Here is a 24274-nt window from a genome sequence, read left to right on the forward strand (position 1 = left end):
ACAATCGCAGCAAGGCCTATGCCGGGGCGCAAGCGCCCCGGTGCAACAACCTCAGGCGTCGGCGCCGCCCAGGGCGCGCGATTCGTCTGAAGCGTCCCCGTCCTCGCGGCTGGCATCATTGCCGTACTCGACCAGCCGGTTGTACAGCGTCTTCAGACTGATGCCGAGAATTTCCGCTGCGCGGGTTTTCACGCCACCGCACTGCTCAAGGGTAGCGAGAATCAGCTGACGGTCCGCTTCGGCAAGCGAGGTACCGAATGGAATCGTGATCGCCGTACCGGCGGCCGGTTTGGACAGCGTGATCTGCAACGGCACCGTCGCCGTGTTATCGGAATCCGTACCCGACATGATGTGCGCGCGCTGCACGTAGTTCTTCAGCTCGCGCACGTTGCCAGGCCATGGATAGGACATCAGCATTTCCTTGACCGCCGGCGGGAAATGCTTTCGCGTGCCGTGACGCTCGTTGAGATCGTCGAGGAACGCCTGCGCCAGCAAATCGACGTCCTTGCCGCGTTCGCGCAGCGGCGGCAGGCTGATCGGAAACACGTTCAGGCGGTGATACAGATCCAGACGCAGCTTGCCTTCGAGCACTGCCTGCTCCGGATCACGATTGGTCGCCGCAATCAGCCGCACATCGGTTTCGATTTCCTTCGTGGTGCCGACCCGCATGAACATGCCGGTTTCGAGCACCCGCAGCAGCTTCACCTGCAGCTCGATCGGCATTTCGGTGATTTCGTCGAGGAAAAGCGTGCCGCCGTTGGCCCTTTCGAAATAGCCTTTGTGCTGCCGGTCTGCGCCCGTGAACGAACCCCGTTCATGGCCGAACATTTCCGATTCGATCAGGTTCGGCGAAATGGCGCCGCAGTTCACCGCGAGAAACGCGTGCTTACGGCGCAAGCTCAACTGGTGCAAGGTCTGCGCGGCCACTTCCTTGCCGGTGCCGGACTCGCCTACCAGCATCACCGATGCTGCAGTAGGCGCGACGCGGCCAATCTGGTCGTAGACCTCCTGCATGGCCGGCGAATTGCCGAGCATCAACCCAAAGCGGCCCATACGGCGCAACTCGCCGCGCAACGTACCGATTTCCGCCTTGAGATCACCGGGGCGCGGCAGGCGCGACAGAATTGCCTTCACGCGCTGCATGTTGATCGGCTTCACCAGATAATCGGTCGCACCCATCTTGAGGGCGTTGACGGCCGATTCGACCGTGGCATGGCCGGTAATCACAATAACTTCGACGCCGGAGCGCGGGTCGAGGTCTTCGAACAGGTCAACTCCGCTGCCGTCCGGCAGCTTCAGGTCGGTAAACACGACATCCGGCATCTGCCGGACCAGCTGGATACGCGCTTCGCGCAGATCGCCTGCAGTGGCAGTGGTGAGGCCGTCTTCGCCAATGATGGCAGCGAGCGCCTCGCGGGTACCGGCATCGTCATCAACAATCAATACGTGTGGCATCGCGTCTCGAAAGCCCGAAGGGGTCTGGTTGTGGATGGCATGCGTGAAGGCATGGAAAAACGGCTGGGCGCTGGTACGTCCCCGCAAACAGAAGGCGGCGACGTGAGGACCCACTAACTTTCGGGGCGCCTCCTCGAGCTCCAGCAAAAAACCGCACCTAGCACAAATTCGCAACAATATACGTGTTACGCGGCGCCGAGTGGTCCTATTGTTGTATGAATCCCCATTATAAAACTTTATTGCGGCGAATTGTCAGGTTTGCCTTACACCCAACTGCGGCCCTTTTGACAACAACCGAGACAACTCGCGCGGGGCGTATGCGGCTCAGCTATGCGGAAACGGCCATGCTTCACCGAGTCCGTTTGGATGGCTCGCGCCGTTTGTACCGGTGGCGGGGGCCGCGCCCGCCGGACTCGCGGTCGCCGGAGCAGTTTGAGCAACGTTGACAACCGCCCCGCCCTCGTCCTCCCAGCGACTCAGGTCCCGGTTCAGATGCGCCTGCGAGGCGCGGTGCTTTTGCGCCCAGCGCCACGCCAGCAAACCGCCTACAGCCACCAATGCGCCGAAAATGCCGATCCTGGGCCGTGCCATGTTCAACCTCCATACGTAAGCCGGTAGTCAATGGAATCATTCAGTGCCGTTGCCTCGCCCGACCAAGCCCTTTAAGGTTGTCCTGACAGACAGCGGGCAGGCAGACCGTCCGCTGCGCCGTCTAGCGTGTTGCCAGCACGCCGAGCAGAAATCCCACACTGGCAGAAATTCCGAGGGCGCGCCAAGGGTTGTGCCGCACATAACGCTCGGCATTTACCGTGGCGACCCGGTAGCGCCGCTGCGCCGCGCCTTGCGCATCGCCGATCGCCGCTTGCAGGGTCTCGACGTGCGCCCCGAGGCGCTCGCGCAATGCCTCGACACCTTCACCCGGCACGTTGGCGGCGAGTCGCAGTATTTCCTCCGAGTCGGTCAGCAGCACCCGCAAGTCGTCAACGATCTTCTGCCGCCCGAGTTCAAGCTGTTGTGTCGTGTGAGTCATGAGTCGCTCCTATCTCTATGTCGGCGCGCGTTTGGCGTGGCAAACCAGCCGGAAACGCGCCGCATGTCCCAAAAGTGATAGGGTTGCAAACGGCATACCCGATAATCTAGTCGATCGATAGCAGCGTACCGAGTTCCGCATCGGCAATCGCGACAATCGTGCCGATTCGATATCCGATCGGCGGTCAATATTGCCGGCTGACTGTGCGCACCGATCGGCATTCAGACAGACCGCCGCAAATGCACCGTCGTAAGCGCGCCGTCGCAAAACAGACACTTCACGCGCCGAGCATGCGCTTTGGACGGCAACACGCGGCACAATTTTTTAGTGGCTTGCTTCGATCCGCATTCGTCGTCGACATGCACATTGCCGTGACAAGCCACCGATGGTTAAATCAATTTTTATGAGATAGTGATCCATTGCATGAATGCACAGGCTCACCCTCTTCACAGGCCTGCGCGGCACTATCGAACACATTTGCACAGGACAACCTGGTTATGGCGTCAATCGATCTGGACTCCCCCACACTTGCCTCCGGCGGCGACGCGCCGGCAGGGGGGAAGTCTCGCGTGACGGAGGGCGTCGCGGGCCTGAAGTCGTACGGTCTGCTGTACGGCTCTTCGCCCGTCATGCTGGATTTATACGAACAAATCGAACGCGTGGCCTCCACCGACGCAACCGCGCTGATCATCGGCGAATCCGGCACCGGCAAGGAACTGATCGCCCGCACGATTCACGATCACAGCGGGCGCAAGGACGCGCCCTTCATCGCCGTCAACTGCGGCGCGATCCCTGATGAACTGATCGAAGCCGAACTGTTCGGCCACGAAAAAGGCAGCTTCACAGGCGCCGTGCAGGGCCGCGTCGGCTACTTCGAACACGCCAACGGCGGCACGCTGTTTCTCGACGAAATCACCGAGATGGCGCCGGTGCGTCAAGTGAAGCTGTTGCGTGCGCTGGAGACCGGCACGTTCTATCGGGTCGGCGGCAACGAACTGATTCAAAGCGACGTGCGAGTGATCGCGGCCACCAACCGCGACCCTGCGATCGCCGTGAAAGAAAACGGTTTGCGCGAAGACCTGATGTATCGGCTCGCCGTGTTTCCGCTGCGCGCGCCGCCGCTGCGCGAGCGCGAAGGCGATCGTGAATTGCTGGCGCAGCATTTCCTCGCCGCGTTGAACGCACAGGAAAGCACGAGCAAGAGCTTCAGCAAACGTTCGATTGAAACGCTGCGCACCTGGTCGTGGCCGGGCAATGTGCGCGAACTGAAAAACGCCATTTACCGCGCCTTCATCCTCGCCGAGAAATCCGTCGAACTGCCTCATCCGCACCTCGCGTCACGCGTGAAGAAAGCGGTCACCCAAGGCGATGCGATGAGTGTCTGGATCGGCACGCCGCTTGCTGATGCGCAGAAGCAGATCATCCTCGGCACACTGAAGTACTGCGGCGGCGACAAACGTCGCGCGGCGAAGGCACTCGGCGTGAGCCTGAAGACGCTCTACAACCGGCTTAGCACCTACGGCACCGACGACGCGACCGAAGAAAAAGAAAGCGAGTCCTGACAGTCGCCGGTCTGCGCTGCGCGTGAAAAGCCAAGCCAGAAAAGGCTGCGCGGCGCATCATCTTTTGCAATTGCTTGCATTTTTCCTATCCCATTTGCAAATGGCATCCTGCAAAATGCTGCAGCGTCGCGCGCGGCGCGAGGTCAGCTCGACGCGTCGTTACAAGGCGGCGCGTATGGCAGAAGCAGGAGCACAGGTAGGGAAATGCAAACATCAAACAGTAGTGCGCGCAGGACTCACCGGACTTCGCGCGCGAGTCTCGCATCGCTCACGGCATTGGCCGTCGCGGTTCTCATCTCAGCCAATCTGAGCGGCTGCAGTTCGCTCTACTCGGAGACGGCCACTGCCGGCGCCGGTATCGGCGGTGCCGCAATCGCCGGCCAGGTCACCCATAACGCTGCTGTTGCTACCGGTATCGGCCTCGGTGCCGTCGCCGCTGCGCAGGCCGGCGTGCAATACACGGAACGTGTCGTCCACCGCAATACGCAAGACGGTATCGCCAAGGTCGCCGGACCGCTCGATGTCGGTGCCGTCGCACCGTGGAGCGTCACGCATAGCGTGCCGATCGAAGACGACACGCATGGCCGCGTCACCGTGAGCCGCACCATCAGCGCAGGCGCGCTCGACTGCAAGGAAATCGTCTTCTCGGTCGATGTGGACGCGACCAAGGATAAGCCCGCCAGCAGCGCGTTCTACGTCGCCTCGATCTGCCGCGACGGCACGGCGTGGAAGTGGGCTTCCGCAGAACCCGCCACCGAACGCTGGGGCGCGCTGCAATGAAATCGCGTCTGACAATGCCCATGCGCGTGCGGGTCGTGCTGGCCGCTGCGCTGTGCGTCGGCGCGAGCGTGCTGACGAGCGGCTGCTCGTCGGTGGGTGCGGCAAGCGGTGCGGCCGCCGGGGTCGCGTCGGGTCTCGTGACTGCCAATCCCGCTGTCGGCATTGGCGTTGGCATTGCGGTGCAAGCGGCCACGGACGAAGCCGTGGCCCGCTACATGCGCAACATGCACAGCGACCAGCAGAACGAGATGGCTCAGCTCGCGGGCGGCATGGCGGTGGGCGAGACCAAACCGTGGAGCGTCAAGCACAAGATGCCGATCGAGAACGGGCACGGCGAGGTACGCGTGACGCGTGCGTTCACGTCGGCACTCGCTATCTGCAAGGACTTTGTCTTCTCGGTCGCGGATAGCAACAAGCCCAACGCGCACGAAAGCTGGTACACCGCCAGCGCCTGTTTGCAGGACCAGGGCTGGAAGTGGGCTTCGGCCGAACCGGCGGTGGACCGCTGGGGCAATCTCCAATAATGCAAAAGGGGCGGCAGGTCTGACCTTGCCGCCCCTTTGCTATTCACTTCGAACCCGACGTATCAGGACTCCACGTCCTCGAGACTGAAAATTTCCGTCTGGTCGTTGTACGAAAAGATCTCGCCGTAACGGCCCCAGTTGATGACCGCGTCGAGCGTCTCTTCGGCCGCGCTGTCCGACAGAAAATCTTCCAGTTCCTGCTCGAAGCGCACACGCGGCGCACGATGCCCCGGGCGTTCGTTGAGTACCTTCTTGATTCGCGCGGCGAGCGGCACGTGGCGCAGCAGATGCTCGGCGAACATCATCTTCCGCTCCTGCGTACCGAACTCGGAAAACACGCGTGCCGGCGGCGTCAGGAAAATGTCCCCTTCGCGCACATCGGCGAAGCCCAGGTGCTGCAGCACTTCGGCGACCGGGAACAGATCGTCGACCTCGAGATGCAACGAACGGGCAATTTCCGGCATGTCCGCGCGGCCATGGTACGGTGCCGCAGCCAGCATTTCGATCAGACCGGCCATCAGGTTGGTCGACACATGCGGCAGCCAGCTTCCGAGCTCCAGGCCCTTCTTTGTCGACTCGTCGGTCTGACGCGCCGTCATCTTCGCGTAGATCTCGTCCACCAGCTTGCGGAACGCCGGGTCGAGACGGTTACGCGGGTGATTGAACGGCACCTTGATCTCGGCGATCACGCGGCCTGGGTTCGACGAGAGCACCAGAATCCGGTCGCACATGAACACCGCTTCTTCGATGTTGTGCGTGACGATCAGCACCGACTTGATCGGCATACGGCCCTGCGTCCACAGATCCAGCAGGTCGGTACGCAGCGTTTCGGCGGTCAGCACGTCGAGCGCCGAGAAGGGCTCGTCCATCAGCAGCAGCGTAGGATCGACCACCAGCGCGCGGGCGAAGCCCACACGTTGACGCATACCGCCTGACAACTCGCGCGGATAAGCGTTTTCGAAGCCGTCCAGACCGATCAGGTCGATCGCCGCCAGCGCACGTTCGCGGCGTTCGCGAGCACCGACGCCCTGCGCTTCGAGACCCGCTTCCACGTTCTGCAGAACCGTCAGCCAGGGGAACAGCGCGAAGGTCTGGAACACCATCGCCACGCCCTTGGCGGGACCGTCGAGCGGCTTGCCCAGGTAGTCGACCTTGCCGCCGGTCGGCTCGATCAGGCCGGCGATGATACGCAGCAGCGTCGACTTGCCCGAGCCCGAGCGGCCCAGCATGCCGACGATCTCGCCTTCACGCAGCGACAGGTTCACGTCGTCGAGCACCAGCAGCTCGCCTTGATTCTTGTTGAAGCCTCTGGACACGTCCTTGACGGCCAGAATCTCCGCACCCAGACGCGGCGGCGAGGGTGGCGTCTGGACCGGCGCAGCGGTAACGGCAGCTTTAGGATTTTGCATCGCGGTTTGCCTTTAATTTCCTGTCAATCGAGCCGAAGCTTGGATTCGGCGTAGGCGTACATCGGACGCCACAGCAGGCGGTTAAACAAAGTCACAAACAGGGACATCACGGCAATGCCGAGAATGATTTTCGGGAAGTCGCCCGCCGCCGTGGTCTGCGCGATATAGGAACCCAACCCGTGGGCCACCACCTTGGTGTCGCCCCACTGCACGTACTCGGCCACGATGCTCGCATTCCACGCGCCGCCCGAGGCCGTAATCGCGCCTGTGATGTAGTACGGGAAAATGCCCGGCAGCATCGCCTTGCGCCACCACTGCCAGCCGCGGATACCGAAGTTGGCGGCCGCCTCCTTATAGTCGTTCGGATACGAACTGGCGCCTGCGATCACGTTGAACAGGATATACCACTGGGTGCCGAGCACGATCAGCGGCGACAGCCAGATATCCGGGTTCAGATGAAAGCGCACGATGACGATCACGAACACCGGGAACAGCAGGTTGGCCGGGAACGCAGCGAGGAACTGCGCCAGCGGCTGGATCTTTTCCGCCAGCGCCGGACGCAGTCCGATCAGCACGCCGATCGGTACCCAGATCACAGAAGAAATGGCGATCAGCAACACCACCCGCAGCAGCGTGATCAACCCGAGCACGAGTACGTGGCCCACCTCATCGAGCGTGACGCCGGTGCGTACATAGGTCACGACGCGAAAAACGACGTACACCGTCAGGAGAATCACGAGGACGCCCCAGATGATGTCGCCCACGCGCGACGATTTCTGACGCTGCGGCACCGGGAAACTGACGCCGGCGAACGACGGCAGACGCATCGGTACGCGCGCCGCATTGGCGAAGATCCAGCCCATTGGCACCAGCAGGCGGTGAATCAGACGAGTGCGGCGCACGAGGTCGAGCAGCCAGGATTCCGGCGCGTTACCGGAGCTGGTGTTCTCCATGCGGAACTTGTCGGCCCACGCAACGAGCGGGCGGAACAGAAACTGGTCGTAGGCGAGAATCACGATCGTCATCGTCAGGATGACCCAGCCGATCGCGTGCATGTTCTTGTCCGAGATCGCCTGCGCTAGGTAGGCGCCGATCCCCGGCAGCGTGATCGTGTTGTTGCCCACCGTGATCGCTTCGGAGGCCACCACGAAGAACCAGCCGCCCGACATCGACATCATCATGTTCCAGATGAGGCCCGGCATCGAGAACGGCACTTCGAGCTTCCAGAAACGCTGCCAGCCGGTCAGGTGAAAACCGCGCGAGACCTCGTCCAGATCGCGCGGCACGGTGCGCAGCGACTGGTAGAAGCTGAAGGTCATGTTCCAGGCCTGGCTCGTGAAGATCGCGAAGATCGCCGCGAGCTCAGCGCCCAGCACCCGGCCCGGGAATAGCGCAAGAAAGAAGGTAACCGTAAACGAAATGTAGCCCAGCACCGGCACCGACTGCAGGATGTCGAGAATCGGCACCAGCACGAGACCGGCACGGCGGCTCTTGGCGGCGAGCGTGCCATAGATCAGCGTGAACGCTAGCGAGGCCACCATCGCCGCCAGCATGCGCAGCGTGGTGCGCAACGCGTATTCGGGCAAGCTCGACGGAGCCAGCGAGATCACCTGGGTCTTGAGCGTCGACATGGGCGCGAGCGTCTGGTGAAAGCCGATTGCCACGGAGGCAATCACACAGATGATCAGCGGAAAGGCGACGAAGTCCCAGCCGTTGGGCAGCAAGCGCCAGGCGGAAGCATTGGCGGTGCGTTTCAGATCGAAACTGAAGTCCATCAGGCAGCACCCTTCCTGTTTACATACGCTACGTGGAGACAGACCGCATCGAGCGGCGCCGGGACGACGGAACAGGCGAGGTTTGCCGCTCGCGCGGCAACCCCGGCGCGAAGGCCGGAAGCTCGGTCCGGAAAGCAGAAATCAGGCATGACAACAAGCATATGCGAGGTAATCGTTAGCGTCGGAGAGAGAATGACCGGCGGCGGCCGGGGGCATCTTCCCCCCGTCAAACCACCCTGGAGGGCCGCTCCGGCTGCCTGTCACGACAGGCGCCGCCCTGGGGCTGGCGAGCTTTCCTTGTTTTGGACGGCACGACACTACTACAACCTGTGTTTCAGGCACAACCTTTCGGGGCAAATCAGTTGCACGCAGGGCCTCTGGCGGCCCTGCCCGACCGGTAAAACCGGTGACCGGACACCCTCGGACATGCTCCGGGCACATCTGGAAAACCCGCGGCCCTGTTCAGAAAGCCCCCCTTACAGCCGTTAACAACCTGATGACACACGCCGAATCGCAATATCGGATGGCGCTGCGCCGTCTGGCGGTTAAAATCGAGACAAAGCGACTGTGACGGACGGATACCGAGGGCTTCAACCGAACTGTCCCAGATCGCCGCGGCGGACATACCGCCGCCCCAGCAACGACTCAGCGCCGGCGCGCTGCAACGATTGACCTTGTTGCATATAAAAGTCAGACGGATCCGAGAGTCGATGAACAGGAAATCCTTGCGCCATGCAGTCGGGCCGGTCAGCTTCGCGCTGGTCGTGCTGGTGTGCTGGCTCGTGTCGGGTGTGATCGCGGACCGCATGGTTCAGCAGGAACTCGACGCCGCCCTGCGCGCGCAACGGCAAATGTCCTCGTCGGTCGTCGACAACATGGCGGAGGTCATCGCCAGCGACCTCTCCATGGCTCGCGCCATTCCAGCCACGATGGCGGAACTGAATGTGGTCCAGCAGGCGCTCGCCCACTCGCAAGCTTATTCGGTGACCAGCACCGCGCCGGAATCCACCCTGCGCAATGCCTTGCTCAAAGTGCCCGAATTGACGACGGTCAGCAGCTTCCTGCACGACGCTCAAGGTTTCTCGGGACTCGACTCGATCTGGCTCGTCAACGCCAACGGCGTGTGCGTTGCGTCGAGCAATGAGCAGTCGCGCGGCTTTGTCGGCATCGACATGCGCACCCGCAACTATCTGTCCAACGCGCTACTCGGCGCCTTCGGCGAAGCCTATGGCGTCGGCCGGTCGAGCGGCGAGCCCGGCATCTTCATCGCGGCACCCGCCTACGACGATGGCGTGCTGGTAGGTGCGGTAATCGCCAAGGTCGGGATCGGGCGCTTGCGTCACTGGGTCGCCCACGCGGGCACCTTCGTGGCCGACGAAAACGGCGTGATCATCATGGCCCACAACAGCGCGCTGGAAGGCCATGTGCTGCCGGATGGACGCGTCAAGCAGATGAGCGTCGCCGATCGCGAAAACGTTTATCGCCGCGTCGAATTCCCGAACGTCCAGATCGAGGCGGACATGCGGCAGGTACGCGAGGAGGCGCCGTGGGTGCCCTCCGCGATTGCCACACAACTGTTCGCCATCACCGACCGGCCCATGCCGGCGCTGTACGAATCGCGCAGCGGCCTCAATTCGGGACTCTCCGCGCATCTGGTCGATCCGCTCACGGCCTGGCCCGAACTGCTGCGCAACCATAAGCGCGACCGGCTGCTGGTCTTTCTCACGCTCGCGGGCACCGCGGCGCTGGCGTGGGTGATTACCGTGTCCTACGTGCGCGAGCGCCGCCACCACCGGGCGACGCGCGACCTCGCCGAACAGTTGCAATCGGCGAATACGCTGCTGTCTGCCGAGGCGCGTCACGATGCGCTTACGGGCGCCCTGTCGCGCCGCTATTTCCTCGACCTGTTGCGCCGTGAAATCGAACGCGCGCAGGCGAGCGGCGACGCGCTGTGCATGGCGATCGCCGACCTCGACCACTTCAAGCAGATCAACGACCGTTTCGGCCACGCTGCCGGTGACCGCGCGCTCGAACACTTCGTCGATACTTGTCGCGCCGAACTGCGTGCCAACGACGCGATCGGCCGGCTGGGCGGCGAGGAATTCGGCATCCTGTTGCCGGCCACCGCCCTCGAGGGCGGCCGCGAGGTCGTCGAGCGGCTGCGCACCCGGCTCAAGGCCGTGCCGTCGACCAAGCTGCCCTCCTCAGCCGGTCTGAGCGTCAGTATCGGCATCACCGAGTTGTCGCGCGAAGATCTGCCCGAGCGGATCATGAGCCGGGCCGACCTCGCCCTTTACGCCGCCAAAACCGGCGGCCGCGACCGCACTGAAGCGCTGCCGCCGGACGACACCGCACCGCCGGCGCGCACCGCCGCGACCGCCTGGTGAATCGACACGGCGCAACGTTGCGAGCGCCGACACTCCGCAGGTAAGCAGGTATGATCGACCTTCATACGAAGCTTGTCGTCACCGCTCTACCAGGAGAGATGCATGAAGGGAAATCTGGTCATCGTTTGCCGCGATCACGATGCTGACGCGTTCGATCATCTGTTGTCCGAGTACGGCGCCTTTCAGACGCGCCTATCGTCAACGGCGTGGTATCTGAAGCTCGATGTCGCCCCTGAGCTGATCCAGGAAGAAATTCTCACGCGCCTCGGCAAGTACACGACTCACTACATCTTCGAAGCAGAAACCGTTACGTGGAATACGGTGGACAGCGACGCGGCCGCTGCGCTGAATACGCTGTTTTCGGAGTAAGACTTCGGAGGAAGAGAAGGCGTCAGGACCGGACTGAAAGGCAGAAGGCCCGCAGGCCTGGAAGCAGCAGCGACCAGGCCAACGCTGCCAGGCCGGCCCTACCAGGCGCTCTCCGAGACAGTAGCCATGCGCGGCACGGCCTCGAACGGGAACGTCATCAGGACCCGCAGGCCGCGCCCGTCATGGTTGCCGATTTCCCATTCTCCGCCCGCGCGACGGACCAACCGTTCGACGATCGCAAGCCCTAGCCCGCTATGGCCGTTGCCGCCACGTGCCGGGTCGAGCCGCACGAACGGACGGCTCGCGTTCATCAGATCCTGCGCGGCGATGCCCTGGCCATTGTCCTGCACAGCCAGCGTGTAACCCGACGACGTACGCGCGGTAGACACGATAACCGGTGGCTGGCCGTACGCATGTGCGTTGTCGAGCAGGTTCGACAGAATGCGGTCGAGCGTAGCGGCTGGCAGCAGGAAGCCCGGACCCGCCTTCAGGTCGGTCAGCACCGAGGCCGCGCTGTTGGCAACCGCCCGATAGCTGCGCACCACGCGTTCGCATTGCGCATCCACTTCGACCGCCTCGCTGCGATCCGCGCCGTCGTGTGCGAACACCAGAAACTGTTCGACGATGTGCGTCATCGAATCGACGTCGCGTACCACGCCGTCGCGCACCTTCGCCTCGTCCATCATTTCGGCTCGCAGGCGCAGCCGCGCTAGCGGCGTCTTCAGATCGTGTGCGACACCGGCAAGCATCACCGCCCGATCGTTCTCCGTGCGCGCTACTTCCTGGACCATCTGGTTAAAGCCATGGGTCAACTGGCGCAACTCGCGCGGCCCGCGCTCGGGCACCGGCGGCACCGGCTGGCCACGGCCAAAACGCGCCACGGCACTGGCGAGCGAGCGCAACGGCTGCTGCAACTGCCACGCGGCGAAGAGCGCCGCCATTACCGCAAACGTGAAGATGATGGTGAGCCACAACACCATCCGGTCGACCGAACGCGGTGGCCGCAACGGCTGCACCGGGACGACGATCCAGTCGCGGTCACTCGCCTGGCGCACCCACAGCGTGGGCGGCTTGCCCGGCTCGCCGAGGCGCACCTGGGTGCCCGGCGGCATGCGGTCACGCACGTCGTCGAGGAAGTGGTTAAGCGGCGAGCCGTCGTCCTGCTGCACCGCCGGCACGGCGCTGGAGGCCGGGTCGACGAGGCGCACGCGCGAGGGCAGCGGCTGATCCGGCGTATGGGCGACGTGCTGACGCACAGCGTCGACGAGGAAGGTCGCCTCTTCTACAGCGTAGCGATTCTGAAACTGGCTGCGCTCGAGGCGAAACAGCGCATAGCCCGCAAAATGCGATAGCAGCAGTACCACGACGACCAGCAACGCCAGCCGTCCAAACAGTGAATCAATGGGCCGGCGCATGTTGTTCGCCATCAGGCACGAACACGTAACCGCGGCCGCGAACGGTCTGAATGAAGCGCGGCGTGGACGGATCGGTTTCAAGGATGCGTCGCAGACGCCAGACCTGGACGTCGATGCCGCGGTCGGTGCCGTCGTATTCGGGACCATGGAGCAACTCGAGCAGGCGTTCGCGGGTGAGCGTACGCATAGGATGATTAACAAAAATCTTTAGGAGGGCGAACTCGCTGCCCGACAACGTGAGCGGTTTGTCTTCCAGATTCAGCGTGCGCGACTGGAAATCCAGCGTGAAGCGGCCAAAGGTGAAAGGCTCGCGCTGCTCAGGTGCGGCCGCCGAAGGCAACGTGCGGCGGCGCCGCAGCACAGCCTGCACGCGCGCCAGCAGCTCGCGCGGATTGAACGGTTTGCCGAGGTAGTCGTCCGCGCCCAGTTCGAGACCGACGATCCGGTCTACGTCGTCAGCGCGCGCAGTCAGCATGATCACCGGGATGTCGTCACCAGCAGCGCGCAGTTTGCGCAGCGCCGTCAGGCCGTCCACACCCGGCATCATCAGGTCGAGCACGATCAGATCCGGACGCTCGCGTTCGAGCCGCCGCTCGAGCGAGCCGGCATCGTGGAGCACCGAAACTTCGATGCCCTGACGAGCCAGATAGTCGCGCAGCAGATCGCGGAGTTCGAGGTCGTCGTCGACAACAAGTATTTGAGTAGCCATGGGATGAAGTTTAACGCGCAGCAGTTGGGGTTACCGGGCCGGAGGTCCCCCAAAGGGTTACCGGGTGTTACGACGAAAGGCGCACGTAATGTCGCGTAATAGCGACACGCGCTCAGGTAACACAGCGAACTCTGCAGATCTCTACGCTGTGTCTTACCGAATGCATCCCGTCCTGTGTTGCCGTGTTTGCATCGTCGGCTATTCCATTACAAGGAGCCACTCATGTCCACAAAAATGTCACGCTTCGTCGCCGTCGCCGCAGCATCGCTTGCTATCGGTCTTGGCTCAGTCGGTCTCGGTTCAGTCTACGCCGCTCAAACTGATGGTCAGGGCGCACCCGGCGGTCCGGGAGGCTGGCACCATCACCATGGCCAGTTCATGCAGGAACTGAACAAGCTGCACGGCCAGCTTAACCTGAACCCGGATCAGGAAAAGCAATGGCAGGCCGCTCTCGACACGATGAAGCAGAACCGCGAAGCAGGGCGTGCCGCCCACAAGCAGATGCACGATCAGATGGAAGCGTTGAAGTCGCAGCCCATTCTCGATCTGAACGCCCTGCATGACCTGCGCGAAAAGGCCGAAGAGCAGCGCCACCAGGCACACGAGCAGACCTCGGCAGCCTGGCTGACCTTCTACAACGGCCTGAACGACAAGCAGAAGACCATCGTCAGCACGGACATCAAGGCGCACTGGGCCAAGATGGAAGCCCGTCATGACAAGATGCACCAGCATTGGCACCATGACAAGGGTGCAGCATCGGCACCGGCTGCTAACTAACAAGACGTAACTGCTGGCAGGGATGGCGGCGCTGTCCCTGCGTCTTTGCAAACAGAAACGCCACGGAAGTTCGTTCCGTGGCGTTTCTGTTTTTCTGCGCCGGGTTCAGGAGAACTGAGGGACTCCTTCTGCTTGCCCCAGTTCGCGTTGGCATCGTCAGACGTCTTTAGCCGCCTGAGCACACCCCCTCACTTAAGCGTTCAACGAGCCGAGATCGAACAGCAGTACCTCCGCGTCCCGGCCCTGTTCGAGCGTGATCGTCTCAACGTCGACGATCATGGCGGCATCGCCCGCAGCGAGCGCTTCGCCATTCACGGTCAGCGCGCCGCGCGCCACATGCACATAGGCACGCCGCCCAGCCGGCAGCGGGAAGGTAGCCTGCTCCGCCCCATCGATCAGCGCCGCGTAGATCGACGCATCCGAGTGAATCGTCACCGAGCCGTCGCGTCCATCCGGCGAGGCGACGATCCGCAGACGGCCACGCTTGTCGGCGTCGTCGAAGCGCTTTTCTTCGTAGCCCGGTTGATCGCCGGCGCGTTGCGGCAAGATCCAGATCTGCAGCAGATGCGCCTCTTCGTCCTGCGACGCGTTGAACTCGCTATGCTTCACGCCTGTGCCGGCGCTCATGCGCTGCACGTCGCCGTGCCGGATCGTCGAGCCGTTGCCCATGCTGTCGCGATGGGCCAGCGCGCCCTCGAGCACATAGGTGACGATCTCCATGTCGCGATGTCCATGGGTGCCAAAACCCTGACCGCCCGCAATACGGTCTTCGTTGATCACGCGTAGCGGTCCGAAGTGCATATGATCCGGATCGTAGTAGTCGGCAAACGAGAAGCTATGGTAAGAGTCGAGCCAACCGTGGTAGGCGTGGCCTCGTGCTTCGGAGCGGCGAATCGTGATCATGGGTTTCCCTGGTCAATGCGTTGCGATGCACAGAATGTATGGGCGCACAGCATCCGGCACAACCCGTAAGCGTGCACCGGATCGTTTCATAAATACAGACAATCTGCGCGCGCCGTGAGGCATGAGGGTGTCGAACTCGCGTGACGCATCCGTTCGGGTAAAATACCGCGCTTTTCGGGCGGACATCGCCGTGCGGGCCGCCAAAACGGATCCGGCACGAGAATTTTGACCGCCTAGAATAGCGACGGCCAGTACCCGCATGGGCTTGCCGCGCGACGGGCGCGCCCCCGGACGGGAATACCGCTCAACGGAGCACCATCCGACGGGAACGCCTCACACTTCGTACTACAGTCGAAACCCAGACCTCACGCGGCGCAGACAAACCGCGTCTTTCGCGGTGTGCCTCATACGCATCGTCAAGGACCTTATATGTCCCTTCAAGGCTATGGCCCGTTGCTTCTCAACGGCACCTGGCAGACTGTCAAGCTGGCGGTGCTGTCGCTGGCATTCGCCTTCGTGCTGGGCCTGCTCGGCGCGGCGGCCAAACTGTCGAAAAACCGTGTCTCATATAGTGTGGGCACGCTTTACACCACCCTCGTGCGCGGCGTGCCCGACCTCGTGCTGATGCTGCTGCTGTTCTATAGCCTGCAGATCTGGCTGAACGACCTGACCGACGTGCTCGGCTGGGACCAGATCGACATCGACCCGTTCGTGGCCGGCGTCGCCGTGCTCGGCTTCATCTACGGCGCGTACTTCACCGAAACCTTCCGCGGCGCCTTTCTCGCCGTGCCTCGCGGCCAGCTCGAAGCGGGTGTCGCCTATGGCATGAGCGGCTGGCAGGTGTTTTCCCGCATCATGTTCCCGCAGATGATGCGCTTTGCGCTGCCTGGCATCGGCAACAACTGGCAGGTGATGGTGAAAGCCACCGCGCTGGTTTCGATCATCGGACTCGCCGACGTCGTGAAGGCTTCGCAGGATGCGGGCAAAGGCACGTTGCGGTTTTTCTTCTTTACCCTGCTTGCCGGGGCTATCTACCTCGTTATCACCACGGTCTCCAACTTCGTGCTGATGTACCTCGAAAAACGCTACTCGACCGGCGTACGGAAGGCGGACCTATGATCGAGATCATTCAGGAATACTGGCGCAACTACCTTTACAGCGACGGCTACCGCTTCACCGGGCTCGTCATTACCCTGTGGCTGCTGGTGGTGTCGATCGGCCTCGGCTTCTGCCTGTCGATTCCGCTGGCGGTCGCGCGGGTGTCGAAGAAGAAATGGCTTGCCAGTCTGGTGTGGCTGTATACGTATATCTTTCGCGGCACGCCGCTCTACGTGCAGCTGCTGCTCTGCTACACCGGCCTCTACAGCTTTGAAGTAGTCCGCAACCACGAGCTGACCAACGCGTTCTTCCGCGACGGCATGCATTGCACGCTGCTCGCCTTCACGCTCAACACCTGCGCGTACACCACCGAAATCTTCGCCGGCGCCATCAAGGCCACCCCGTACGGCGAAATCGAAGCCGCGCGCGCCTACGGCATGTCTCCGTTCACGCTGTACCGGCGCGTGATCCTGCCGTCGGCGCTGCGCCGCGCGCTGCCGTACTACAGCAACGAAGTGATCCTGATGCTGCACGCCACCACGGTCGCCTTCACCGCCACCGTGCCGGACATCCTCAAGATCGCGCGCGACGTGAACTCGGCGACCTATCAGTCGTTCAACGCGTTCGGCCTCGCCGCCCTGCTCTATCTGGCTATCTCTTTCACGCTCGTGTGGCTGTTCCGCCGCGCCGAGCGCCGCTGGCTCGCTTATTTGCGGCCCCAAGGCAAGTAAGCCGTCAAGGATCCCGATGAATACAAAGAAGCAAAAGCTCTTCGTCGACGAGCTGCACAAACAGTACGGCGACAATGAAGTTCTCAAAGGCGTTACGCTGCGCGCCAATGCCGGCGACGTGATCAGCGTGATCGGCTCGTCCGGTTCGGGCAAGAGCACGATGCTGCGCTGCATTAATTTTCTCGAACAGCCCAATGCCGGGCGCATCTTCGTCGACGGCGAAGAGGTCCGCACCCAGAAGGACAAGCACGGCGCGCTGAAAGTCTCGGATCCCAAGCAGTTGCAGCGCGTGCGCACGCGGCTCTCCATGGTGTTCCAGCACTTCAACCTGTGGGCGCACATGAGCGTGCTGGAGAACATCGTCGAGGCGCCCATCCGCGTGCTCGGGCTGCCGCGCCGCGAGGCCGAGGACCGCGCCCGCCAATATCTGGAAAAGGTAGGTCTGGCGCCGCGGCTGGAAAAGCAGTATCCGTCGCATCTCTCCGGCGGCCAGCAGCAGCGTGTTGCGATCGCGCGGGCGCTGGCCATGCATCCCGACGTGATGCTGTTCGACGAACCGACCTCCGCACTCGATCCGGAACTGGTCGGCGAAGTGCTGAAGGTCATGCAGACGCTCGCTGAAGAAGGCCGCACGATGATCGTCGTCACCCATGAGATGGCGTTCGCCCGCAACGTGTCGAACCATGTGATGTTCTTGCATCAAGGCCGCGTCGAGGAAGAAGGCCATCCGGACGAAGTATTCAGGAACACGAAGAGCGAACGGCTCAAGCAATTCCTCTCCGGCAGCCTCAAATAACGCTTAAGACAACTTTTGTAGTTTGTGTAGTATTACAAGGCGCCTACGAAGGGCGCCTTTTTTCATCTCCGCATCCCCTTTTGCGACGTCAAACGTCCCAAATATCGCAACAACATCCCGTTTTTTGCCCTACTCCCACTGTTTTACAGCGTCAATAGTGGCAATCCTTAACGTTGCCTCAGACGAACCGTGATTCCCTTGTCAGACAAGGGTTTGCTGCTGTTTTTGGGATGCCTTGGCGAGTGCTCGATCACACCACTATTGCAATTTGGAGACACCAAAGCGCCCTGGGACCAATTTCTTCTCCCATCGAGGGGTATTTTTGATAAATTAGTAACCAAAGTACCAAAACAAAGTTGATTAAAAGTAGTTTCACTTCAAAACGCAGAGGAGATCCGGTCGACGAGGGATCGGTATGACGCAAAGAAAGCCGCAGGCTACATCGTCATCACAGTTCACCCGCTCGACCCGAACCGTCTCCCTGGTACGGATTTCTGTTCGGCGCCTATGGCGTCCGGACACCATTCGCAGTACTGGGTTTTTCTTTTGACAGGGTATGGAGGAGAAGATGAAGAAAGCATTACTCGCCGCGGCGTTGATGTCGGCCGGTGTAGTTGCTCACGCACAAAGCAGCGTCACGCTGTACGGTCGTCTGGACGCGGGTGTCGAATACATCAGCGGCCTTCCGAATGCCAATTACACGGGTTCCACCTCGCGTGTTCGCCTTGAGAGCGGCGACTGGGGCACGAGCCTGTGGGGTATGAAGGGCGTCGAAGACATCGGTGGCGGCAATAAGGTTCTCTTCCAGTTGGAAGGCTCCTTCAGCACGGCGACCGGCTCACTCGGCTCCTCTGGCTCCATCTGGAATCGCTGGGCGACAGTCGGTGTGGCGAACGACCAGTTCGGTACCTTCCTGCTCGGCCGTGAACTGTTCATCTCCAATGGCGTGTGGGACTTCGACCCGTTCGGTCAATCGAACTGGTCGTCGGCGTCGCTGGTCCGTGGCCGCAACTGGCCGCAGTCGAGCAACAACATTTCGTACCAGTCGCCGAAGTTCTACGGCTTTGACGTGTACGGCCAATACGCCTTCTCGAACTCGACGTCCTTCAACGGCGGCAATGGTTCGGCACAAGGGCGTGAAGACGGTCTGCAGTTGACCTACACGAACTCGCTGTTCCAGGTTCGTGGCCTGTATGACGAAATCCGCAACAACATCAACGGTAGCCTCGGCGATCCGACCGCAGGCGCTCCGAACGGTCCGTTCAACTACGGCCGCGAGTATTTCGCTGGCGTCAACGTGTTCCTCGGCCAGTTCAAGATTCAGGCTGTGTACCAGGGCGCACGTACTTCGGGCGAAACCGGTGTACCTATCGGCACGCCGACGACGACCGACCAGGAATGGGGCGGCGTGACGTGGCAAGCGACGCCGGCAGCAGCGCTGATCGCAGCCGTGTATCACGTCAACGCGAACAACGGTGCAGGCAACGCGAACATCTACACGATTGGTGGTTCGTACAACCTGTCCAAGCGTACGTTGCTCGACATCCAGATCGCTACCGTGCGTAACAGCAAGACGGCTAACTTCGGTCTTGATGCCAACGCAGCAGGCAACGGCGGCGACAGCGGTTCGGGAAGCTCGGTTTCGTACAACGAAAACCCGACTCATGGCCACAGCCAATCGGGCGTGTATGCAGGTATTCAACACTCGTTCTAATCGAACGGTGTAGCTCCGAGATCTAGATTTAGAAACTTTTTCACGCTGCTGCGAGAGGCGCGTATCGGTGCGATGTCCGAAAGGGTATCGCACCGTTTTTTATTGGTGCGAGCGGTTCTGCGACCGCTGCACGTGTTTGCGTTGCCTTGTTCTTGCCTGAGATCGTTAGAAGACCTTAAACCCCTCAGACTGCTGCTTCGTTTTCCTCACCGGTGCGAATGCGGATGACCCGCTCCACCTCGGCCACGAAGATCTTGCCGTCGCCGATCTTGCCAGTGCGCGCCGCGCCGATGATCGCGTCGATCACCTGATCGCACTGGTCGTTCGCCACCACCACTTCGATCTTCACTTTGGGCAGGAAGTCGACCACGTATTCGGCGCCGCGATACAGTTCCGTGTGACCCTTCTGGCGCCCGAAGCCTTTGACTTCGGTCACCGTCAGGCCAGTGAGACCGACTTCGGCAAGTGCTTCGCGGACTTCGTCGAGCTTGAACGGTTTGATGACTGCAGTGATGCGCTTCATGGTGTACCTCGTCTCTTGAGCGAATAGTTCGTTAGGGTGAAAGGAAATCGATAGCTCCGATTCTACGCCGCGCCGGATGGCTTGCGGCCATTCCAGCGCGTGCCGCGTCCGCACCGCGATTCAGGCCGCGGCGCCGGGCTTCGTTTATTCCACCGGTTCGGTATAGCGCGACGTGATCGGATAACGCCAGTCGCGGCCGAACGCGCGATGCGTCACGCGAATGCCAATCGGCGCCTGGCGGCGCTTGTATTCGTTGATCTTGATGAGGCGCGTGACCCGCTTCACGTCATCCACCGCATAGCCGGCCGCGATGATCTCGGCCAGAGAGTGATCCTCCTCCATATACATGCGCATGATGGCGTCGAGCACTTCATATGGCGGCAGGCTGTCCTGATCGGTCTGGTTCTCGCGCAGTTCAGCGGAGGGTGCGCGCGTCAGGATCCGTTCCGGGATGACGTCCTGCCTGGGGAATGTGGTAGCAGCGTTGCGGTAATGGCACAGGCGGTAGACCAGCGTCTTGGCGATGTCCTTGATCACCGCGAAGCCGCCGGCCATGTCGCCGTACAACGTGCAATAGCCCACCGCCATCTCGCTCTTGTTGCCGGTGGTCAGCACGATCGAGCCGAACTTGTTCGACAACGCCATCAGCAGCGTGCCGCGAATCCGTGCCTGGATGTTTTCTTCGGTGGCGTCTTCGGCGCGGCCGGCGAACTCTTCGGCGAGCGACGTGCGGAACGCATCGAACATCGGCGCAATCGCGATCTCGTCGTAGCGTACCCCGACCCGGCGCGCCATCTCGGCAGCATCCGTCGTGGAGATATCTGCCGTGTAGCGCGACGGCATCATCACGGCGCGCACCCGCTCGGCGCCGAGCGCGTCGCAGGCGACGGCCAGCACCAGCGCCGAATCCACGCCGCCCGACAGACCGATGAGCGCCCCCGGAAAGCCGTTCTTGTTGATGTAGTCGCGCACACCCATCACGAGCGCCGCATACACCTGCGCTTCCAGCGACAGCTCGGGCGCAACGACAGTGGGCACAGGGCGCGCGCCATCGAATTCGACGATCGCGTTGCCTTCCTCGAACTGCGCCATCTTCGCGACCAGCTCGCCGTTGCCGTCGAGCACGAACGAGCCGCCGTCGAACACCAGTTCGTCCTGCGCGCCCACCATGTTCACGTAGACCATCGGCAAACCGGTCTCGCGGATACGCGCCCGCAGGATGTCGACCCGCACGGCTTCCTTGTTGAGGTGATACGGCGAGCCGTTCGGAATCAGCAGCACCTGGGCGCCAGCCGCTTTGGCCTGCTGGGCCGCCGGCGCATGCCAGACGTCTTCGCAGATCACCACGCCGTATTTGACGCCGTCGAGTTCGAACACGAGCGGCCGAGGGTCCGCGGCGAAGTAACGCTTCTCGTCGAACACTTCGCTGTTGGGCAGTTCCTGCTTCAGATAAGTACCGACCACCTTGCCGTCGACAATCAGCGAGGCCGCGTTGAAGGTATCGACTGGCGGCACGCCGCGCTCGATTGGCGCGTTTGCTTTACCATGGCCGTGCGCGGCGTCGCGGTGCGGATGACCGACCACCACGTGCAGGCCGGCGAACGGCTTCAGTTGTTCGGCGAGATCGGCAAGCGCGGCGGCACTGGCGGCATAGAAGGCCGGGCGCAGCAGCAGGTCTTCGGGTGGGTAGCCGGAAAGCGCAAGTTCGGGAGCGACGAGCAGCTTCGCACCATCGTTGTGCGCAGCGCGTGCTGCATCGACGATTTTCGCGACGTTGCCGGCGAAGTCGCCGACGGTGACATTGATTTGAGCAAGAGCGATTCGGGTCTTCATGGCAGGATCAGGGGCAAGCCGCGTAGCTTGCCGGTTGCATCGGCCAGGTGGCTCGACGAAACAGACAAAGTCGCAAAAACGTACCAACACGGACAAACGAGCGATGCTCCGCCAGACGCGGAGGATCGCTCAGATCAGGAACAGTCAAACAGATTGAACCAGCAACGTTTTGATTATCGCACGGGCATTCTGGCCTCGCCCTCCGAGGTGGACCCCGCCGAGTGGAACGCCCTCCTCGCCCAGCAGGCACAACCCACGCCGTTTCTGCGGCATGAGTTCCTGAGCGCGCTGCATACGAGCCGCTCTGCCGTGGACGAGACCGGGTGGGGTACGCAGTTCGTCACGCTGACCGACCCGCGCACGGGAAAGCTCGCGGCCGCCGCGCCTGTGTATCTGAAGGGGCACTCGTACGGCGAGTACGTGTTCGATTGGGCATGGGCCGACGCCTACAAGCGCAACGGTCTCGAGTACTATCCGAAGCTCCTGTGCGCTGTGCCGTTCACGCCTGTGCAGGGCAACCGGCTGCTGTCCGTGGATGCGCACGCGTTGCGCCACCTGGCGGCCACACTGATGGCATTTGCCGAACAGGCGGATGTGTCGTCGCTGCACGTGCTGTTTCCTACCGCAACCGAAGCCGAAGCGCTGACCGGCCTCGGCATGATGCAGCGCGAGGGTGTGCAGTTTCACTGGCTCAACAACGGCTACCGCGACTTCGAGGAATTCCTCGCGACGCTCGAGCAGAAGAAGCGCAAGAACATTCGCGCCGAGCGCCGCAAGGTGCGTGAGGCGGGCATCACGATGCGTCGGGTGCGCGGCGAAGATGCTACGGATGCCGACTGGCGCTTTTTCTCCAAGTGCTATCGGCAGACTTACCGCGAGCACTTTTCGAGTCCATATCTGAATCTCGAGTTTTTCCGCACGATTGGCGCGACGATGCCCGAGAACCTGCTGCTGGTGATCGCGGAATACGATGGCAAGCCGATCGCCAGTTCTCTCGTGGTGTATCAGCGCGATGAAAAGACCGGTGGCACGCTGTATGGGCGCTATTGGGGCGCGCTCGAACATGTGCCGTGCCTGCACTTCGAGACCGCTTACTATCAGCCGCTCGAGTTTTGCATCGAAGAGAAACTCGCGGTGTTCGAGGGTGGCGCGCAAGGCGAGCACAAGATGGCGCGCGGTTTCCTGCCTACCGTCACCCGCTCGACGCACTGGCTCGCCCATCCCGCCTTCTCCGATGCCGTGGCGCGCTTTCTCGACAACGAGACGAACAGCATTCACGCATACGTCGATGAGTTGCGTGATCACAACCCGTTCAAGAGCTAGCGTATCGCCATGCCGTGGTTTCTTTATCTGATCGAATGCGCGGATGGTAGCGTCTATACCGGCATCGCCATCGATGTGCAGGCGCGCTTCGACAAACATGTGAGCGGCACTGGCGCGCGCTATACGCGCTCGCGGAAGCCGCTGCATGTACTCGCTTCGTTTGAACTGGCGGATCGGTCCAGCGCGTCGCGCGCGGAGTACTTCGTCAAACGGCTGACGGCGGTGGAGAAACGTGCGTTGGCGGCGGGGGTTCGCACGCTGGAATCGGTGGTGCCAGCAAGCATCGCTGAGGAACAGTCCGATAAATCAGGAAGCGAAGCGTAGCGGGACCCTACCTTTTATGCTTGCCAACCCAAGAGCTGATGTTTGATACTGCGCTGGCACCAGGGAAGGGTACCTTGTGCCGCCTTAGCGGCGCCCTCTGTCGGCGTCCACCTTCTGCTTGAGGGATGAAAACGCCTTTTGCGCGGAGTCGGAGATCTGTTTTTTCCCGCGCTTTAGCACTGCGACCTCTGATTTCCTCAGCACTACGGAACCCGAGGAGGTACTGTGCTTCGTCGGCCGTGAGCGCAACCGGCTCGATCCCAAAGGTTTCACGGATGTCATGGCCAAACTCCTTCTCTAAGCGTTGCACCGTCTTTTGGACTGGATACAGTCTACCAGACCGGCTAGCGTTGACCAGGACGGCCGCCGCGACGACGTTCCCGCCACCACGCCGTATATGGTCTGCAAGATCGCAAAGCGTTCCGCCAAGCGTCATGACGTCGTCGACCAGAACGTAGTCACTTCCCCGAAACACGACGCCGTGAAACGAGGCGCGTGCGTTCAGGCGCTCCATCGGATCCGCCCCGGTGTGATAGACCTTCGTTGTCTGCACAATGTCCTCATCCACTACGCCGCCGGCGATGGCTAGCATCGTAGCGAGAACCTGTGGTATCGCGTTGTCTCCCCTGGCTTCTCGCGCATGCGGAGCCACAAAGATCACGTCGACTGGCAGCGTTCCAGCATCCATAAGGGATATGACATCCCGCAATAGCGGGCCTGCGATATCGGAAACAAGAGCAATTGCCGCGTCCGCATCACCGGCTTTTGCACTCTGATAAGACGGATGCTGCTTCAGTACTTTGTCGTCAGTCCAGACAAAAAGCGGATGCGTCACCG

22 protein-coding genes and 1 pseudogene are annotated in these 24274 nt (G+C 61.8%); 12 read left to right on the plus strand and 11 right to left on the minus strand.

Features of this window, described 5'->3' with window-relative positions:
* Positions 1-51 precede the first annotated feature (51 nt).
* The 3 genes from P3T24_RS27755 to P3T24_RS27765 form a co-directional block, all read right to left on the minus strand.
* Positions 52-1455 carry a sigma-54-dependent transcriptional regulator gene (locus P3T24_RS27755; RefSeq protein ID WP_074265452.1) on the minus strand — a complete coding sequence of 468 codons (1404 nt, stop codon included), beginning with the start codon at positions 1453-1455 and terminating at the stop codon, positions 52-54.
* Positions 1456-1779: 324 nt separating this feature from the next.
* Positions 1780-2046, minus strand: a complete 267-nt coding sequence (locus P3T24_RS27760) for a hypothetical protein (protein WP_429408748.1) — start codon at positions 2044-2046, stop codon at positions 1780-1782.
* 121 nt (positions 2047-2167) lie between these two features.
* Positions 2168-2485, minus strand: coding sequence for a DUF883 family protein (locus P3T24_RS27765; RefSeq protein WP_074265454.1), 318 nt, complete (start codon positions 2483-2485; stop codon positions 2168-2170).
* Between the two features lie 497 nt (positions 2486-2982).
* On the opposite strand from P3T24_RS27765, the gene P3T24_RS27770 reads away from it, so the two are divergent.
* The 3 genes from P3T24_RS27770 to P3T24_RS27780 all read left to right on the plus strand — a co-directional run bounded on the left by P3T24_RS27770 (position 2983) and on the right by P3T24_RS27780 (position 5351).
* Positions 2983-4047 (plus strand): sigma-54 interaction domain-containing protein, encoded by a 1065-nt coding sequence (locus P3T24_RS27770; protein ID WP_429439649.1) that lies wholly within the window; start codon positions 2983-2985, stop codon positions 4045-4047.
* Between the two features lie 204 nt (positions 4048-4251).
* The gene (locus P3T24_RS27775) at positions 4252-4827 is read left to right on the plus strand and encodes a hypothetical protein (protein WP_074265456.1); all 576 of its coding nucleotides are present in this window, start codon (positions 4252-4254) and stop codon (positions 4825-4827) included.
* Complete coding sequence (locus P3T24_RS27780; RefSeq protein ID WP_429408747.1) at positions 4824-5351, plus strand: hypothetical protein; 528 nt, start codon at positions 4824-4826, stop codon at positions 5349-5351. The genes P3T24_RS27775 and P3T24_RS27780 overlap by 4 nt, the downstream gene beginning before the upstream one ends.
* A gap of 62 nt (positions 5352-5413) precedes the next feature.
* Here the strand turns inward: P3T24_RS27780 and P3T24_RS27785 are convergent, their stop codons facing one another.
* Both P3T24_RS27785 and P3T24_RS27790 read right to left on the minus strand, forming a co-directional pair.
* Positions 5414-6760, minus strand: coding sequence for an AAA-associated domain-containing protein (locus tag P3T24_RS27785; protein WP_074265458.1), 1347 nt, complete (start codon positions 6758-6760; stop codon positions 5414-5416).
* 23 nt (positions 6761-6783) lie between these two features.
* Positions 6784-8535: an ABC transporter permease gene (locus P3T24_RS27790; protein WP_074265459.1), complete on the minus strand. Its 1752-nt coding sequence runs from the start codon at positions 8533-8535 to the stop codon at positions 6784-6786.
* Positions 8536-9245: 710 nt separating this feature from the next.
* Between P3T24_RS27790 and P3T24_RS27795 the strand changes: the two genes are divergently transcribed.
* Both P3T24_RS27795 and P3T24_RS27800 read left to right on the plus strand, forming a co-directional pair.
* Positions 9246-10922, plus strand: a complete 1677-nt coding sequence (locus tag P3T24_RS27795; RefSeq protein ID WP_429439652.1) for a sensor domain-containing diguanylate cyclase — start codon at positions 9246-9248, stop codon at positions 10920-10922.
* 102 nt (positions 10923-11024) lie between these two features.
* A complete protein-coding gene (locus tag P3T24_RS27800) occupies positions 11025-11291 on the plus strand; it encodes a hypothetical protein (RefSeq protein WP_074265461.1) in 267 nt (88 codons plus the stop codon).
* A 98-nt stretch (positions 11292-11389) separates the two neighbouring features.
* Here the strand turns inward: P3T24_RS27800 and P3T24_RS27805 are convergent, their stop codons facing one another.
* On the minus strand, positions 11390-12706 hold the full coding sequence (locus P3T24_RS27805) for an ATP-binding protein (RefSeq protein ID WP_429439654.1): 1317 nt from the start codon (positions 12704-12706) through the stop codon (positions 11390-11392).
* The gene (locus tag P3T24_RS27810) at positions 12690-13415 is read right to left on the minus strand and encodes a response regulator (RefSeq protein WP_074265463.1); all 726 of its coding nucleotides are present in this window, start codon (positions 13413-13415) and stop codon (positions 12690-12692) included. The genes P3T24_RS27805 and P3T24_RS27810 overlap by 17 nt, the downstream gene beginning before the upstream one ends.
* A 222-nt stretch (positions 13416-13637) precedes the next feature.
* Here P3T24_RS27810 and P3T24_RS27815 point away from each other — a divergent pair, with 222 nt between their 5' ends.
* A complete protein-coding gene (locus tag P3T24_RS27815) occupies positions 13638-14192 on the plus strand; it encodes a periplasmic heavy metal sensor (protein WP_074265464.1) in 555 nt (184 codons plus the stop codon).
* A gap of 192 nt (positions 14193-14384) precedes the next feature.
* On the opposite strand, the gene P3T24_RS27820 is transcribed toward P3T24_RS27815, so the two are convergent.
* Complete coding sequence (locus P3T24_RS27820; RefSeq protein WP_429439657.1) at positions 14385-15095, minus strand: pirin family protein; 711 nt, start codon at positions 15093-15095, stop codon at positions 14385-14387.
* Between the two features lie 429 nt (positions 15096-15524).
* Between P3T24_RS27820 and P3T24_RS27825 the strand changes: the two genes are divergently transcribed.
* The 4 genes from P3T24_RS27825 to P3T24_RS27840 all read left to right on the plus strand — a co-directional run bounded on the left by P3T24_RS27825 (position 15525) and on the right by P3T24_RS27840 (position 19434).
* Positions 15525-16214, plus strand: a complete 690-nt coding sequence (locus P3T24_RS27825; RefSeq protein ID WP_074265466.1) for an ABC transporter permease — start codon at positions 15525-15527, stop codon at positions 16212-16214.
* A complete protein-coding gene (locus tag P3T24_RS27830; protein WP_429439660.1) occupies positions 16211-16924 on the plus strand; it encodes an ABC transporter permease in 714 nt (237 codons plus the stop codon). Before P3T24_RS27825 ends, P3T24_RS27830 begins: the two co-directional genes overlap by 4 nt.
* Before the next feature lie 16 nt (positions 16925-16940).
* Positions 16941-17720, plus strand: coding sequence for an ABC transporter ATP-binding protein (locus P3T24_RS27835; protein ID WP_074265468.1), 780 nt, complete (start codon positions 16941-16943; stop codon positions 17718-17720).
* 568 nt (positions 17721-18288) lie between these two features.
* Entirely contained in the window at positions 18289-19434 is a 1146-nt protein-coding gene (locus tag P3T24_RS27840; protein WP_429439662.1) for a porin, read from the plus strand.
* Positions 19435-19618: 184 nt separating this feature from the next.
* Here P3T24_RS27840 and glnK read toward each other — a convergent pair whose 3' ends face one another.
* The gene (gene glnK / locus P3T24_RS27845; protein WP_074265470.1) at positions 19619-19957 is read right to left on the minus strand and encodes a P-II family nitrogen regulator; all 339 of its coding nucleotides are present in this window, start codon (positions 19955-19957) and stop codon (positions 19619-19621) included.
* Positions 19958-20101: 144 nt separating this feature from the next.
* Positions 20102-21790 carry an NAD+ synthase gene (locus tag P3T24_RS27850; protein WP_429439665.1) on the minus strand — a complete coding sequence of 563 codons (1689 nt, stop codon included), beginning with the start codon at positions 21788-21790 and terminating at the stop codon, positions 20102-20104.
* Between the two features lie 153 nt (positions 21791-21943).
* Between P3T24_RS27850 and P3T24_RS27855 the strand changes: the two genes are divergently transcribed.
* Together P3T24_RS27855 and P3T24_RS27860 are read left to right on the plus strand one after the other, a co-directional pair.
* Positions 21944-23113, plus strand: a complete 1170-nt coding sequence (locus tag P3T24_RS27855) for a GNAT family N-acetyltransferase (RefSeq protein ID WP_429286294.1) — start codon at positions 21944-21946, stop codon at positions 23111-23113.
* A gap of 9 nt (positions 23114-23122) precedes the next feature.
* Positions 23123-23434: pseudogene (locus P3T24_RS27860) on the plus strand (GIY-YIG nuclease family protein); the annotation flags it as partial.
* A gap of 10 nt (positions 23435-23444) precedes the next feature.
* Here P3T24_RS27860 and P3T24_RS27865 read toward each other — a convergent pair.
* Positions 23445-24272, minus strand: coding sequence for a phosphoribosyltransferase family protein (locus P3T24_RS27865; RefSeq protein ID WP_429439667.1), 828 nt, complete (start codon positions 24270-24272; stop codon positions 23445-23447).
* Between the last annotated feature and the right edge of the window lie 2 nt (positions 24273-24274).

This window comes from Paraburkholderia sp. GAS33 (assembly GCF_050436645.1).
Classification (GTDB): Bacteria; Pseudomonadota; Gammaproteobacteria; order Burkholderiales; family Burkholderiaceae; genus Paraburkholderia; species Paraburkholderia phenazinium_B.